At 69.5% G+C, this 15513-nt stretch carries 11 protein-coding genes and 1 pseudogene; 7 read left to right on the forward strand and 5 right to left on the reverse strand.

Going from position 1 to position 15513, the window contains the following annotated elements:
- The 3 genes and pseudogenes from R5H19_RS16830 to R5H19_RS16840 all read left to right on the forward strand — a co-directional run.
- Positions 1-303 (forward strand): annotated as a pseudogene (locus R5H19_RS16830) (AAA family ATPase); the annotation flags it as partial.
- Positions 303-1610, forward strand: coding sequence for a DUF58 domain-containing protein (locus R5H19_RS16835; RefSeq protein WP_318160215.1), 1308 nt, complete (start codon positions 303-305; stop codon positions 1608-1610). The pseudogene R5H19_RS16830 and the gene R5H19_RS16835, both read left to right, overlap by 1 nt.
- Positions 1611-1866: 256 nt before the next feature.
- Positions 1867-2919 (forward strand): RelA/SpoT domain-containing protein, encoded by a 1053-nt coding sequence (locus R5H19_RS16840; RefSeq protein ID WP_318160216.1) that lies wholly within the window; start codon positions 1867-1869, stop codon positions 2917-2919.
- 692 nt (positions 2920-3611) lie between these two features.
- Here the strand turns inward: R5H19_RS16840 and R5H19_RS16845 are convergent.
- Entirely contained in the window at positions 3612-4166 is a 555-nt protein-coding gene (locus R5H19_RS16845) for a DUF6438 domain-containing protein (protein ID WP_318160217.1), read from the reverse strand.
- A gap of 47 nt (positions 4167-4213) precedes the next feature.
- Positions 4214-6253, reverse strand: coding sequence for an elongation factor G (gene fusA, locus R5H19_RS16850; protein WP_318160218.1), 2040 nt, complete (start codon positions 6251-6253; stop codon positions 4214-4216).
- A 279-nt stretch (positions 6254-6532) separates the two neighbouring features.
- On the opposite strand from fusA, the gene R5H19_RS16855 reads away from it, so the two are divergent.
- The 4 genes from R5H19_RS16855 (at position 6533) to R5H19_RS16870 (ending at position 11152) form a co-directional block, all read left to right on the forward strand.
- The gene (locus tag R5H19_RS16855) at positions 6533-7549 is read left to right on the forward strand and encodes a hypothetical protein (protein ID WP_318160219.1); all 1017 of its coding nucleotides are present in this window, start codon (positions 6533-6535) and stop codon (positions 7547-7549) included.
- A gap of 41 nt (positions 7550-7590) precedes the next feature.
- Positions 7591-9555 (forward strand): hypothetical protein, encoded by a 1965-nt coding sequence (locus R5H19_RS16860; protein ID WP_318160220.1) that lies wholly within the window; start codon positions 7591-7593, stop codon positions 9553-9555.
- A 99-nt stretch (positions 9556-9654) separates the two neighbouring features.
- Positions 9655-10485, forward strand: coding sequence for a hypothetical protein (locus R5H19_RS16865; protein WP_318160221.1), 831 nt, complete (start codon positions 9655-9657; stop codon positions 10483-10485).
- Positions 10486-10726: 241 nt separating this feature from the next.
- A complete protein-coding gene (locus tag R5H19_RS16870) occupies positions 10727-11152 on the forward strand; it encodes an MAPEG family protein (protein WP_318160222.1) in 426 nt (141 codons plus the stop codon).
- A gap of 129 nt (positions 11153-11281) precedes the next feature.
- Here the strand turns inward: R5H19_RS16870 and R5H19_RS16875 are convergent, their stop codons facing one another.
- From R5H19_RS16875 to R5H19_RS16885, 3 genes are read right to left on the reverse strand one after another with little or no spacing between them, the layout of a single operon-like run.
- Positions 11282-13534: a molybdopterin cofactor-binding domain-containing protein gene (locus R5H19_RS16875; protein ID WP_318160223.1), complete on the reverse strand. Its 2253-nt coding sequence runs from the start codon at positions 13532-13534 to the stop codon at positions 11282-11284.
- On the reverse strand, positions 13531-14067 hold the full coding sequence (locus tag R5H19_RS16880) for a (2Fe-2S)-binding protein (protein WP_318160224.1): 537 nt from the start codon (positions 14065-14067) through the stop codon (positions 13531-13533). The genes R5H19_RS16875 and R5H19_RS16880 overlap by 4 nt, the downstream gene beginning before the upstream one ends.
- A gap of 51 nt (positions 14068-14118) precedes the next feature.
- A complete protein-coding gene (locus R5H19_RS16885) occupies positions 14119-15438 on the reverse strand; it encodes an amino acid permease (protein ID WP_318160225.1) in 1320 nt (439 codons plus the stop codon).
- Positions 15439-15513 lie beyond the last annotated feature (75 nt).

The following is a 15513-nucleotide window of genomic DNA, read 5'->3' on the forward strand; positions in this document are numbered from 1 at the left end:
CGGCGATCCGCATGGACGCGGCAGTGATCGACTACGCCGTGCGCATCGCGCGCACCACGCGCGAGTGGCCGGGCGTGATCGGCGGCGCCGGCCCGCGCGGCGGCCTGGCGCTGGCGCGGCTGGCGCGCGCGCAGGCCGCGGTTGACGGCCGCGACTTCGTCACCCCCCGACGACGTGCGCGCGGTCGCGCTGCCGGCGCTGCGCCATCGCCTGCTGCTGGCGCCGGAGGCGCTGCTCGAACGCCAGCATCCCGACGACGTGCTCAAGGCGCTGCTGCACAAGGTGCCGGCGCCGCGCCAGTGATGCGACCCGCGCCCGCGCTGCTGTGGCTGCTGCTCGGCTGGAGCGCGCTCGGCGTGCTGGCCAGCCTCGGTCGGCTGCCGCTCGCGGTGTGGCTGGCCGGCGGCGGCGCGATCGCGCTGCTGGCGCTGCTCGACAGCTGGCGCCTGCGCCGACTGCCGTCGCCCACCGTGCAGCGCGAGCTGGCGCCGGTGCTGCCGCTGGGCCCGGAGGCGCGCGTGGGCCTGCGCCTGCGCGCCGCCGCGCGGCGGCCGCAGCGGCTGCGCCTGCATGACCTGCATCCCGGCGGCTGGGCGGTGCGCGGCATGCCGCGCCGGCTGACGCTGCCGCCGGGCGGCGAGCTGACGCTCGACTACGCGGTCACCCCCGACGCGCGCGGCCAGTTCACGTTCGACGGCTGCCACGTGCAGTTGCGTTCGCCGTGGCATTGCTGGACCGCGCGCCGCGTGCTCGGCGGCGTCTCCACGGTGAAGGTGTACCCGAACTTCGCCGCGCTGGCCGAGCTGGCCGGGCTCAGCGTGGAACTGGCCTCGCGCAGCGTGGGCGCGCGCCTGCAGCGCCGCCGCGGCGAAGGCACCGAGTTCCAGGAACTGCGCGACTACCGCCTCGGCGACAGCCTGCGCAAGGTCGACTGGAAGGCCACCGCGCGCAGCAGCCGGCTGATCTCGCGCGAGTACCGCGACGAGCGCAACCAGCAGGTGGTGCTGATGCTCGACTGCGGCCGCCGCCTCCTGGCGCAGGACGACCAGCTGGCCCACTTCGACCACGTGCTGAACGCCTCGCTGGCGCTGGCCAGCATCGCGCTGCGCCAGGGCGACGCGGTCGGCCTGCTCGCCTGCACCGGCCAGCAGCAGCGCTGGCTGCCGCCGCAGCAGGGCAGCGGCGGCATGGACATGCTGCTCGGCGCCGGCTACGACCTGCAGCCGATGCCGCTGGCCACCGACTACCTCGCCGCCGCCAGCGCGCTGCAGGCGCGCCAGCGGCGCCGCGCACTGGTGGTGCTGGTCACCAACGTGCGCGACGAGGACGACGCCGAACTGCGCGCCGCAGTGAACCTGTTGTCGAAGCGCCACCTGGTGATGCTGGTCAGCCTGCGCGAGCTGGCGCTCGACCGCGCCGCTGCCGAACCCGGCGACGAACTGGAAGGCAGCATCCGCAGTGCCGCCGCGCTGCACTACCTGGCCGAACGCGAGCGCGTGCACGAGGCGCTGCGGCGGGAAGGCGTGAACACGCTCGACGTGCGCTGCAGCGAGTTGTCCGGCGCGCTGATCGAGCGGTATCTGGCGATCAAGCGGGGGAGTCGGTTATAGCGCAGGTGGGTTGGCGCGAGGACGCGGCAGTCCGTGCTTGCCGCTGCGGACCCTGGGTGGGAGGATCGCCGTTGGGGTTGGCGCCAGCGGGAAAGACTGCGGGATTAGACGGCGGGATCAGGCGGCACGATTTGGGGGACTCGTTGATTCGGATGGAAGGCTCCCGTTGATCGCACCCCGATTTGTCGGGTTAGGCTGCGCGATTAGGCTTCATTCAACAACCGAATTTAAGTTGGACAACTCTGAGGAAGCGCAGGTGAGCGACGTCACTTTTCCCGGCGGGTCGAAGTCACGCGTAACGAAGGCGGGGGAACGCATACGGGATGAGTGCGCAACGGCCGAGGATCTGGAGGTGGTGGAGGAGTGGCGCGCTGCGCACCGCGGAGTCCTGAACACCTTCCAAGCTATTCTGCGGAACCGGACCCGCGGGACGAAGGTTACGGTTGCCCAGCGGCACAAGCGTAAGCTAACCATCTTCGACAAGCTCAAGCGCTTGCCGAAGATGAAGCTTGCGCGAATGGATGATGTAGCGGGATGTCGGCTGATCTTTCGTTCGGTCAAGGATCTCTATGCATTCCGGGCGAAGTTTCACGGGGCGCGCTTCAATCACACCCTGCGCAACGAGCCAGGTAAATACGACTACATCAAACACCCGAAGCCGACGGGCTACCGAGGCATACACGACGTTTACGAGTACAACGTCAACTCTGAAGCGGGCAAGGCGCTTCAAGGACTCTACATCGAGATTCAGTACCGCACCTTGGTGCAACATGCGTGGGCGACAGCTGTTGAAGTTGTGGGATTCATTACGCAAAGCCAGCCCAAGTTTCAGCGTGGCGACAATCGGTATGAGAAGGCCATGGCCCTCGCGAGCGAGCTATTGGCAAGAGCGCATGAGCAGCTCAAGGGCCCCTTCCCTGAACTATCGGACCAGGAAGTGCTCGACCAGTTTCTCGCCATGGACAAAGAGCTTCATCTGCTGCAGACACTGCGTGGGCTGAACAGCGCAAAGAGCGATCTGACTGACAAGCGGAACACCATCCTGATCTTTAGCAAAGAGGGCAACCTTCAAGCGCGCAATTTTCGGGACGCTACCGACGCCCTTCGGGCCCTGTTCGAGCTTGAGAAGGAAATGCCAGACCAAGACATCGTTCTGGTACGAGCGGATACAAGCGAGGACGTCCGACTTGCGTTCAGAAATTACTTCACGGACGCGCGGGAGTTCGTACGGCTGGTTGATGGTGCGTGCACAAAGCTCAGCGGCCGGCGTGTCCTGCACAGGCAGTCACCTCGGAGACTTCCTGGGTGAGTCGTCCAACTATGCGTTCAAGCCGACCGCTGGGGAGGCACTTAAAGGCACTTACTTACAGCTCCGTAAAGGGGACGGAGGTAATTAGGTAAAGGGGACGGAGATAATTAAATCTGGATAATTACCTCCGTCCCCTTTGTGCACAAAGCAATCATGGAGAAATGGAATGAAGATTTGCGCAGTGGCTGTTTGTCTCGTCTTCCTTGCGGGCTGTGGCAGCTCTGGATCGGACCAAGGAACTGCATCAGCGAGTGCTCCGCCAAGCACTGACTATACGGATGCGACGAAGCTCTGTGACGCGATGATACAAAGTGGTGCGTCAAGTTGTGAGCCAAAGGCCTTCTCTTTGTCAATCGACGCAACAATTCGCACCGATGTGGACAACGCGAAGCAAATTTGCGCGGGAGTCTCATCGCAAATCGCTAAGTATGCTCACTTCGATAAACTTAAGACGTTGAACATCTACTATCCAAATACGACAAATCCTATGGCCTCATGTCGCCTCCCATAGCAAATCATCCGGGTGCGCCACCTCTGACGGCTGCTCAAAATGCATACCGTAAAGGGGACGGAGGTAATTAAATCGGGATCATTACCTCCGTTCCCTTTGTGTGCCTTACCGTGAAGCGCAGCAGCCGGCCGTAGCGGACACTCCCGGTGCGCGCCCGCGGGAGGCCGCCTTTGGTACGGATTCAACGATCGGCTCTTTCGACCGCGCCCGGTGCGGTCGGCTGGCCGATCCAGCGTGTGGTATCCAGTTGCCGGTCGATGCTCCTGGCCAGCGCTTCGATCCGCTGGCGCACCGCGTCGGTGGTGGCGCCGCTGCAGCCGAGGTAGAAGTCCACCGTCTTGCTGCCGCTGCTGTCGGTGACGGTGATGGTGATGCCGGGCTGGTCGCTCAGCACCATGTCGCAGCCATCGTCGCGCGAGACGTAGCTGTCGCGCATCGAGCGCAGCCCGGCCTGCTCCAGCGCTGCGGCGATCGCCGCGAGCTGGGCCGGCGTGGCCTGGCCGCTGGCCTGGCGAGTCTGCACGTGGGCGTGGCCGGTGAAGCTGATCCGGCCGTCCGCGGCGACCGTCACGACATAGGCCGGGCAGTTGCCGAAACAGGTGCTGCGTTGCAGGGTGATGGTGGCGTCGTGACGCAGCCGGTCCGGCGCGGCATCGGCACGCACCGCGCAGGCGCCGAGCAGCAGCACGCCGCCGGCGAACAGGCCACGGGCGAGCATGATGCGTACTGGATTCATCGGGGTGTTCCGGGGTGGGCAACGAGGGCTTGCAGCATATCGCGGCCTCAGTCCTCCTCCGCATGCGGTTTCCACGCCGCGCTGAGCTGCCTCTGCACGGCGGGCGGCACGGCTTCGTAGTGGCTGAGGTCGAGGCTGTAGCGGCCGCGGCCGCCGGTCATGGACTTCAGTTCGGTGGGGTAGTCGGTCAGTTCGGCCAGCGGGGCCTGCGCCTTGATCACCAGCTCGCCGCCGCGCTGGGTGTCGGTGCCCAGGATGCGCGCGCGCTTGCCGGCAAGGCCGCCGGTGACGTCGCCCACGCTGCTCTCGGGGATCGCCACCTCGACGTTGACGATCGGCTCCAGCACGATCGGCTGCGCCTTGCCGACGGCATCGAGGAAGGCCTTCTTGCCGGCGCTAATGAAGGCGACTTCCTTCGAGTCGACCGGGTGGTACTTGCCGTCGTAGACGGTCACGCGCAGATCCTGCAACGGGTAGCCGGCCACCGCGCCGCGCTCCATCGCCTGGTGCACGCCCTTCTCGATCGCGGGCAGGAACTGGCCGGGGATCACGCCGCCCTTCACCGCGTCGACGAACTCGAAGCCGGCGCCGCGCTCCAGCGGCTCCACGCGCAGGAACACCTCGCCGAACTGGCCGGCGCCGCCGGTCTGCTTCTTGTGCCGGTGGTGGCCCTCGGCCTGGCCGGCGATGGTCTCGCGGTAGGCGATCCGCGGCGGATGCGCTTCCACCTCGACGCCGTAGCGCTCGCGCATGCGTTCCAGCATCACCTTCAGGTGCAGGTCGGACAGCCCGCGCACCACCGTCTCATTGAGTTCCTTGTGGTGCTCGACGCGCAGGCACGGGTCTTCCTCGGCCAGCCGCGCCAGCGCGTTGGAGAGCTTCTGCTCCTGGCCCTTGTGTTTCGGTTCCAGCGCCAGGCCGAACATTGGCGCGGGGAAGGCCGGCGGTGCCAGCGCGATCAGGTCCTCGTCGTGCGAGTCGTGCAGCACGGCGTCGAAATGGATCTCCTCGATCTTGGACACGGCGGCGAGGTCGCCGGGGATTGCCGTCTCGATTTCCACGTAGTTGCGGCCCTGCGGGCGCAGCAGGTGGCCGACCTTGAACGGCTTGCGGCCGTCGTCGACCAGCAGCTGGCCGTCGCGGCTTACCGTGCCCTGCCACACGCGGAACACGCCGAGCTTGCCCACGAACGGGTCGTTGACGATCTTGAACACGTCGGCGATCACGTGGGCGGCGGGGTCGGGGCGCACTTCCAGCGGCGTGCCGTCGCCGCGCACGAACGGCGGCGGGTTGCCCTCGGCCGGGTTCGGCAGCAACCGCGCCGCCACGTCCAGCAGTTCGGCCACGCCCGCGCCGGTGCGTGCGCTGGCGAAACAGATCGGCACCAGGTGGCCTTCGCGCAGGCACTGCTCGAAGGCGTCGTGCAGTTGCTGCGGGGTCAGCGCGCCTTCGCCGGCGTCGAGGTAGGTGTCCATCAGCTTCTCGCTGACTTCCACCACCTGGTCGAGGATGCGCTGGTGCGCCTCGGCCAGCGAGGAGAAATCGGTGGCGCCGTCGGCGTGGAAGAAGCAGTCCAGCACGCGGCTGCCGCGCCCGGCCGGCAGGTTCACCGGCAGGCATTCGGGGCCGAATTCCTCGCGCAATGCGTCCACCAGCGCGGCCAGCTTGGCGCCGTCGTAGTCGATCTTGTTGATCACCAGCATGCGCGCCAGGCCGCGCGCCTTGGCATGCGCCATCATGCGGCGGGTACCGTGCTCGATGCCGTTGACCGCGTTGACCACCACCGCCACGGTCTCCACCGCGGCCAGTGCCGACAGCGTGCCACCGCGGAAGTCGGCGTAGCCGGCGGTGTCGATCAGGTTGATGTGGCAGCCGGCGTGCTCGACGCCGGCGATGCAGCTGTCGATGGAGTGGACGCGCGCCTTCTCCTGGCTGTCGCTGTCCGAGACCGTGTTGCCGCGCTCGACCGAGCCGATCGCCTGGATCGCGCCGCCGGCGTGCAGCAGCGCTTCGAACAGCGTGGTCTTGCCCACGCCGGCGTGTCCGGCGAGCGCGATGTTGCGGATGCTTTCCGTGGTGTGCGACACGAGGCGACCCTCCCATGCAGGGCACGGCCTCGCGGCATGAACGGCGCCGCACGAGGCTGCGCGTTGGCGGCTGACGATGGCGGGCCGTCATGGTCGTCTTGCACTTGTGCAGCGCGTGGCGTGCACCGGGCAAGGGCGGTCATGGCGGAGAGACGGCGCGTGGCGCCGTCCGGCTAGCCTTGAGCGAACCGCCGGCACGGTCAAGCTGCAGTGCGGGGAACCGGCGCCGCGCCGCGGCGGTCTACTCTGCCGCCGTGGCGCCGCCGGCCGCCGTCCGGCGTGGGTTCAAGCGCCATCGGCCATGCTGTCGGCCGTCATCACCCGCGAGGCACCATCATCGTCCGTTCACAGCAGCTTGCCCGGCATTGCCCGCCGCCGGACCCGACGCCCGACCGGCCGCCAGGTCGTGGGCTGGTCCCGCTGGCTGGCACGGCGCAGGCACGGCTGCAGCAACGGCGCTGGCGCGAGCCGCGGCGCGAGCGTGGCCAACGCTGGCTGGCGCTGGCGGTGGCCGGCCTGCTGCACGTGCTGTTCGCGCTGGCGGTCTGGCAGCAGATGCAGGCGCCGATCATCCGCCGCATGGCGCCCGCGACGCCGGTCGACGTGCTGAAGGTGCGTTTCATCATGCGCATGGCGAGTGTCGCTCCCGTGCCGCATCCACCGGCCGCCCCGGTGTCGCCGCGGCGGCGCACGCCACCGCGCGTGCACGAGCCGCCGGCGCCGGGCGCGATGACCCTGCAGGCGCCATCGCCGGCAGCGGCCGCGCCGCGCCTGTACGACGAACAGGGCCAGCCGCTGTTGCCGGCGGCCGCGGCCAGCGCACCCGTGCCCGACTACGTGCAGCGCCTGCCGCAGGGCGACCCGGGAATCATGCAGCACCGCAGCCCGGTCACCTATCGGGCCACCCGCTTCGAGAAGGACTGGAACAGCAACGCCAACGCGATCGACAGCGCGCTGCAGAAGCTGGTGGACAAGACCACGCTGAAGAAGACCGTCCGCCTGCCTGGCGGCGTGCGTATCCATTGCGGCGTTTCGCTGGCCATGCTGGCCGGCGGCTGCGGCGGCGAACCGCCGCCACCGCCATCGGCGAAGAGCGGCGACGAGCGCCTCAACATGGCACCGGCAAAGCCGCTGGCCGGCGACGCGCATGCGCCGCCGAAACCCAGCGAGCAGGCGTGCATCGCGATGTACCGTGCCGGCAAACCGCTGGCCTGGGGTTGCCCGGTCGATACGCCGAATCGTTCGGTCGACGCCGAGCTGCGCGAGCGCGCCGCGGAAGCCGCCAGGCAACACTGAGCGTCATGCGGGTGCGAGGCCGTGCCGGCTACACTGGCCGCATGCCCCTGCCACCCCCGGATCAACCCGTTGCCGGCCGCCCCGTCAATCCTGCGCGGGTGATGCTGAGTTCGCCGCTGGCGGCAGCCACCCGGGCCAGGATCTATCACCAGCGTACCCGTCCGCGCCCGCGCGAACGCGGCCTGCGCATCTTCGCCATGGTCGGCACGTTGCTGGTGCATCTGGTGTTCCTGTTCGGCTTCGTGCTCGGCCCGGCGTTCCCGGTGGTGCCGCCGCCGGAGCCGCGGCAGCAACTCCTGCAGGTGCGCCTGATCGAGCCGCCCGAACCGCCGCCGCCACCACCGGTACGCGGCACCCCGCCGAAGGAACGTGGCCCGCGCCACCAGGGGCGCAGCAGCCGGCCCGCACCGAGCAGCGAGCGCAGCGCGAACACCACCGCGGTGGCGGCGGAAAAGCCGGCGGCCACCGCGCCGCCGGTGATCGCGCAGGCCGCGAAGCCGCGCGCGCCGGCGCCGAAGCCGGCCGCGGCACCGCCGGCACCGGTGAGCCTGCCGCAACCGGCGCCGACGCCGGAGCTGCAGCCGATTCCGCTGGCCGGCGAGCCACCGACGGTGAGCCTGCCGACGCCAGTCGTGCAGGCGCCGGTGCCGCCGAAGTTCCAGCCCGAAGCGGTGCGCAAACCGCAGCTGGAGGGCAACCGCCCGCTGCCGCCACCGCCGTCGCTGGCGCTGCCCGAGCTGCCGCCGCAGGCGGCGCCGCCGATCACCGTATCCAGCATCGCGCTGACTGCCGAAGTGCCGAAATCCACCGCGCCCGCCAGCGTGACGCCGGCCCGCGCGCAGCTTCCCGCCGCGCCGCCGGTGCCCGAACTGCAGCCCGTGCCGCTGCCCGCGCAACCTGCGCCGAGCGTGAACGTGCAGGTGCAGCTGAGCGTGCCGACGCCGACCGTGCCGAACGAGAAGCCGCAGCTGCAGGCACCGTCAATCGAGGTGGCCGAGGCGCAGCTCGAAGCGGTGCCGCTGGCGCCGACAGCGCCGGCGCAGATCGCGCCGCCGGTGCCGAGCGCGAAGATCGAGGTGGCCGAGGCGGCGCAGCCGACGGCTGTCCAGCCGTCCATCGAGCGGCCGCAGTTGAGCGTGTCGCCCGCGGTCGTTGCCGCCGCCACGCCGGCCCCGCCAGCCACCAGTCCGCCGGCGGCCGCGCCGTCGCCCGCGACCGCCGAACAGATCCCGTCCAGCACGGCGGAAAGCAGCAGCGGGCGCGACGTCAGCCGTGCCCCGGACGCCACGCCGCAGGGCAGCGACCTGGCTACGCCGGGCACGCCCGAAGGCGTGGTCGCTGCGCCGGAAAGCACCAGCACCGCCACCGTGACGCCTGCGCCGCGCCAGGGCAGCGGGCAGGGTCGCAGCGGCCCGTCGCCGGGTAAAGGCCAGCCTGGCGGCAACCAGCCCGGTGCGGACGAGGGCAAGCCGCAGGGTGCGCTGAGCAGCTACGTGCAGCTGAAGCCGCGCGGCGACACCGAGATCATGGGCCACGGCACGCCGAACATCGGCTACCGGCCGACCCGCTTCGAAAAGGACTGGGCGCCCGAAGGCGAAAGCTCGATCGACACCGCATTGCGTCGCGCGGTGGAGAAGACCACGGTCAACCACACCTTCCACCTGCCGCGCGGCGTGCGCGTGGAGTGCTCGATCAAGCCGCTGCTGCCGATCGCCCTGCTCGGCTGCGCCAACCCCGACCCGCCCGCGAAGCCGGTCGACGACAAAGTCTACGAACGTCTGCGCCTGGCGCCGGCCAACCCGGTGGCAACGCCTGCCCCGGCGGCCAGCAGCGTTGCCCCCGCGCCGATGGTCAAGTTCGACAACAGCGCCGAATGCGCCGCCGCCCGCGTCGCCGGCGGGCCGCCGCCGCCCGGCTGCGAGGGCATCACGCTGCCGGTGAAGCCTGCCGTGCCGGCGCCGGCGTCGTCCACCTCGTGGGTGCCGGCGAGCGATCAGTTTCACTAGCTTCAGCGCGGCTGGCGGCGGCGTTGCAGGCCATCGGCAAAAACGCGATGCTTGCCGTTCGCCAACGCGTGGGTCGGAGTGACCCGGGAGAGCGCAGTGATGCCTGAGCATCTGGATACCTGGACGGCAGCGGACCTTCTTTCCTACGAGAAGTACATCGAGTCCAGCAGCGGACTCGAACGCTTGAGCCGGGTCGCAACCGCGAACGAGGAGTGGGTCGTCAGCGACTGGGACGGCGAGCTCTACACCATCCGCTTCGACAAGAACTTCTCGAAGAAGCACCTGGCCACTTTCTCCAAGGATCGCGAACGCACCGAGAAGGAGGCTTATTTCGAGTGGCTGAACTCGGGCAAGACCCGCGATGCCGGGGAGAACTGGCAGCGCGCCGAGCACAAGTTCATGAACGAGAAGATGAAGACGACCGCGGACAACCGAAATGTCGCCAACGCCTGCGGATGCGGCCATCTCTTCAACCGCCACCCCGGCGGCAATGCCTGCAACCAGCCCGGCTGTGGCTGCGCGAAATTCGTCACCACTTTCGCCGCCAGTCGGATCGCCGCCGGCAAGCCCACCGAGGACCCGCTGGCCGGGATGAAGACGGCGAGAACCACCTTCATCGTGCTGAACTGGGTGCCGAAGGCCGAGTTCGAAAGCGTGGTGGTGCAGTCGATCCAGGCGCACGAGAAGCCGACGGGCTGGAAGCGCGGCGACCCGTTGGCCAAGGCGGTCAACGACGAAGCCGTGCTGAAGTGGGACTTCGGCGCTGCCCGCCTCGGTGCCGTGGTGCAGGCCCAGGCCGGCACCGATCCCGCCACCTGGACCAGGAAGCAGGGTTGCTACATCAAGGCGAAGAAGATCGCCACCGACTGGGGGCGGCAGACCTGGCAGGTCTTCCACATGGAGAGTAGCCCGCCGCACGCGGCGTTCTGAACCATGCCCGGCGGCGTTTCCGGTCGCCAGGAGAGTGGCCGGAAGCGAGGGGGGAAGAATCGACTTCCCGGCGCTTTGCATGCACGAGAGTGCGCGCCGCCTCTTGCTTCTCGGCTCCACCCCGGGGCACATCGGTGTGCCCCGGGCGCCATTCCGATCTCCCTTGTTCGCGTGAGGGCATTGCAGCAAGATCGGCGGGAGTTTTTTCCACTGCCTCGTTCAGATGGCAAAAGGGGAGTTCATGAGTCCGGCACAACATCTCGTTGCGGCTTGCACGACGTTGGTGGCGCTCACCTTCGTTGTTGGCCTGCGCATGTTCTTCGTCCGCATCTCGGAGATGCGGGCCAAGCGGATCCATCCGCAATCCGTCGCACTTTCGGCTCAGCGATCACAAAAGCTGGAAGACGCCCGTGCATCGGACAACTACAACCATCTGTTCGAGCTTCCGGTCGTCTTCTATGTCCTTTGTGTTGTGGCAATTGCCGCAAGCCACATTCCGGCCTGGCTACCGGCGCTCGCCTGGCTGTTCGTCGCCTTGCGCATTGTCCACAGCGCGATCCAGTGCACCTATAACAAGGTAGTGCACCGGTTTTCGGTTTTCCTGGCGGGTTTCTTTCTGGTGTTCGCCATGTGGGCGGCGTATGCCATTTCATATGTTGCCGCCTGACTGTTCCACACGGGCAACCAGGCTGGTCGAGCCGCGGTATTGACCGTTGCCGCACGCAGTACCCCGGGTTCCAGGCCGCGTCGCCACTCAAGGCAGGGCTGTTGCATGAAAGCCGCTCGAGCCCGGCGATCACAGCAACCGCAGCAGCTCCTTCATCAGCGGCAGCCGGCGCACGCGCACGGCGCTGGCGCGGAACACCGCGTTGGCCAGCGCCGGGGCGGCGGTGGGCATGGCGAGGAAACTGGCGCCGGCCGGCGCGCGGTCGTCGGCGACGGTGATCACTTCGACGTCGTTCGGCAGCTGCGCCATGCCGGCCAGCGGGTAGTCCTTGTAGCTGCGCTGCTGCACCTTGCCGCCCTTGATGGTGATCGCCGCGTTCAGCGCGATGGACAGCGCGTCCAGCGTGGCGCCGGCCACCTGGCCCTGCAGCCCCAGCGGGTTGATCACGCGGCCGACGTCGACCGCGCAGACGACGCGCTCGATGACCAGCGTCTCGCCCTGCATCGCCGCCTCCACCGCGTGGGCCACGTAGGCGCCGTCGACGTGCCAGCAGGCGATGCCGAGGCCGTTGACGGTGCGCAGCCAGTTCTTCCACTCGATGCGCTCGGCGACCAGCTTGAGCACGTTGGCCAGGCGACCGGTGTCCAGCGTGGCGCCGCTGCCTAGCGGCAGCTGGCGCGGTTCGCCGAGGATGCGCAGGCGGGTCTTCAGCGGGTCCTCGCGCATCTGGTGCGCGATCTCGTCGATGAAGCTTTCCACCGCGAACGCGTTGGCGAGATGCGGCATGCCGCGCATCGGGCCGCGCGGCGTCGTCGACTCCAACGCGTACCAGTCGCTGCGGTAGTTCGGCACCAGCGCGGCGGGCAACTGGTCGGCCTGCAGTTCGGAGCTCCACAGGCGGTCGCCCGGCGCGCCGCGGCGCACGAGGGCGGAGGGACTGGCCATGCGCTGGTGCCAGGCCAGCAGTTGGCGCTTGTGGTCGACGATCGCGCTGATCCGGTGCACGCTGCCGGCGCGGTAGTAGTCGTGGGTGAAATCCTCGTCGCGCGTCCACAGCAGGCGTACCGGCTTGTTGACGGCCTTGGCCAGCAGCACCGCCTCGGCGACGAAATCGTGGTCGAGCCGGCGGCCGTAGCCGCCGCCGACGCGCGGCACGCGGATCTCGATGCGGTCGGGCGCCAGGCCGGTCAGGCGCTGCACCACGGCCCAGGCCTTCTGCGGCGCCTGGGTCGGCACGACCAGGCTGGCGCGGTCCTTGTCCAGCCGCACCAGGCAGTTCATCGGCTCGGCGGTGGCGTGCGCCAGCCACGGCTGCACGTAGGTGGCGTCGAGGCGGCGCGCGGCCTTCTTGCCGGCGGCGACGACGTCGCCGTCGTTGCGCACGCGGCTGGTGGGTTCGGTGTCGCCGGCGAGCCGGTCCAGCGCCTGCTGCTCCAGTGCGGCGCTGTTTTCGCCGGCGCTGGCGCCGGGTTTCCAGTCGAGCTTGAGCTTGCTGCGGCCCTGCAGCGCGGCCCAGGTGTCATCGGCCAGCACCGCCACGGCCGGGGCGATCACCGTGTTGCCCAGCGGCTGGCCGGACTCGGGTTTCAGCTGCACCACTTTCCGTACGCCCGGCACGGCGAGCGTGTCGGTGGTGTCGATGCGCGCCAGCGTGCCGTCCGGCCACGGGCAGTGCGCCAGCACGGCGACCAGGGCGTCGCCGTAGTGGTGGTCGATGGCGTAGCGGGCCTGGCCGGTGACGATGGCGCGCGCGTCGACGTCGCCGGTGCTCTGGCCGATCAGCTTGTAGTCGGTCGCGCTTTTCAGCGGCGGCAGGTTGGCGGGCAGGGCGATCTTGCTGGCGTCCGCAGCCAGGCTGCCGTAGCCGAAGCGGCGGCCGTCCGGCGCGATCACCGTGCCGGCGTCGCAACGCAGGCGGCTGGCCGGTACGCCAAGCCGGCGTGCCGCCGCCTGCAGGAGCAGCCAGCGCGCCACCGCGCCGGCCTGGCGCAGGTCGTTCCAGGCGGCGGGGATCGAGCCGCCGCTGCCGCCGAGCTGGCGGCCGTAGGTCCAGCGGGGCTGGCCCTTGTTGTCCTCCACGCCGAGGCCGAGCGCGACCACTTCGACGCTCTTCCAGTCGGCATCGAGTTCGTCGGCGATGATGCGCGGCAGCGCGGTGGCCACGCCGGTGCCGGAGTCCGGGTCGCGTGCGCCGATCAGCACCTTGCCGTCGGTGTCGATGCGCACGTAGGCGCCAAGGTGGTAGAAATTGTCGCCGAACAGGGCCGGCGGCAGCGGCGCGTCGACGGCCTCGGCGGTGCGGATACCGACGACCAGCGCGCCGGCCGTGCCGGCCAGCACCTGCAGGAAGCGTCGGCGCGAGAGCCGGATGCCGCCGCTCACGGCTGCCCCGCCTTGCCGGCGGCGGCGCGCTTGATCGCGCGGCGCACGCGGCTCTGGCAGCCGCAGCGGCACAGGTTGGGCAGCTGGTCGATGTCGCCGTCGTCGGGGTGGGGCTTGCGCCTGAGCAGGTCGACCCCGGCGATCAGCCAGCCCGGCGTGCAGTAGCCGCAGCCGATCGCGTCCTCGTCGATGAAGGCCTGCTGCAGCGGGTGCAGGCTGCCGTCGGCGGCGGCCAGCCCTTCGACGGTGACCACCGCCTTGCCGGCCAGCTTCGCCATCGGCGTGTCGATCGCGGGGCTCGCCTTGCCGTCGAGCAACACCAGGTCGGCGCCGTTGCCGCCGTGCTCGTCGCCGTACTTGGTGCCGGTCAGCCGCAGCACGTCGCGCAGGTACCACAGCAGCGGCATCTGCGGGTCGCCGGTGTGGCGGTAGTGCTCGCCGTTGACCTCGAGCTCGATGCCGTCGCGCACCTTCTCGGCCGCGATGCCGCTTTCCGGGCCGGTCGGCAGGGCCTGGGCTTGCACGGGCGCCATCCATCATCTCCTTGAGGTCGATCCGCACATTGTGGCATTGCTGCCGCCCGCTTAGGGCAGCGTGCGGCTGAACAGGCGGCGCCAGACCGCGTACACCGGCACACCGGCGGCCATGATCAGCAGGCCGATGCCGGTGTTGCGCGGGTTGTCGCGCAGCGACAGCAGCACCACCACGGTCACCGCGGCGATGAACAGCAGCGGCAGCCACGGGTAGCCGGGCACGCGGAAGCCGCCGGAGGTGTGGTCGTGGCGGCGGTACCAGAACAGCGTGCCCACGCCGATCGCGCAGGCCAGCCAGTCGCCGAAGGTGGCGTAGTCCAGCAACTGGCCGTAGCTGCCCGACAGCGCCAGCACGATCGCCCAGCCGGAGAGCAGCAACAGCGCGGTATTCGGCGTGCGCCAGCGCGGGTGCAGCCGTGCCACCGCGCGGAAGAACAGCCCGTCCTCGCCCATCACCTGCAGCACCCGCGCACCGGCGACCAGGGTGATGTTGCAGAAGCCGAGGGTGGAGATCGCCACGCCGAGCGCGATCACCTTCGCGCCGACCGGGCCGGCCACTTGCTGCATCACGTCCGCCGCCGGCGCGCTGCTGGCGGCCAGTCCGGTGTGGCCGAGCACGGCCAGGTAAGCCACGTTGACCAGCAGGTAGGCGGCGATCACCAGCGCCATGCCCAGGGTCAGCGCGCGCGGCAGCGTGCGCTGTGGGTCGCGCACCTCGCCGGCCAGGTTGTTGAGGTAGGTGAAGCCGGAGTACGCGAACAGCACCGGCAGCGCCGCGCCCATGAAGCCGACCCCGTGGCGTGCCGGGTCGGCGGCCAGCACCTGGCCGTGGCCGGCGCCGGCGAGGAACAGCCCGCACACCACCAGCACCGCCACCGCCAGCAGCTTGAGCAGGGCGAACAGGTTCTGGATCTGCGCACCGAGACGGATGCCGGACAGGTTGATGCCGCCGACGAAGACCAGTGCGCCGACGGTCAGCGGCAGCGCCCAGCCCGGCGACAACCCGAACAGCGAAGTGGCGTAGCTGGCGAAGATCGTCGCCACCGCCGCGCTGGAGCCGGAGTAGATCACCAGCAGCATGGTCCAGCCGAACAGGAAACCGGCCAGCGGCCCGAACGCCTCGCGCAGGTAGACGTAGCTGCCGCCGGCGCGCGGCCGTCGCGCGCCGAGCTCGGCGTAGCACAGCGCGCCGACCAGGGTGAGCAGCCCCGCGCCCACCCACATCAGCAGCAGCGCCAGCCCCGACTCGGTGCGCTGCGCCACGATGCCGGGGTTGAGGAAGATGCCGCCGCCGATGATGCCGCCGACCACGATCAGGGCGGCGTCCCACGGGCGCAGGCTGCGCACGTAGCCGGGAGAGGTGTCGTTCATGCAGGGGAGGTCGCTGGCGGAAGGAGCCGTAGCTTGGCGGGCGTCGCCTGGACGGGCAAGCGTTCGGAGACGCCA

This window comes from Rhodanobacter sp. KK11, from assembly GCF_033345435.1.
In the GTDB taxonomy this organism is placed as follows: Bacteria; Pseudomonadota; Gammaproteobacteria; order Xanthomonadales; family Rhodanobacteraceae; genus Rhodanobacter.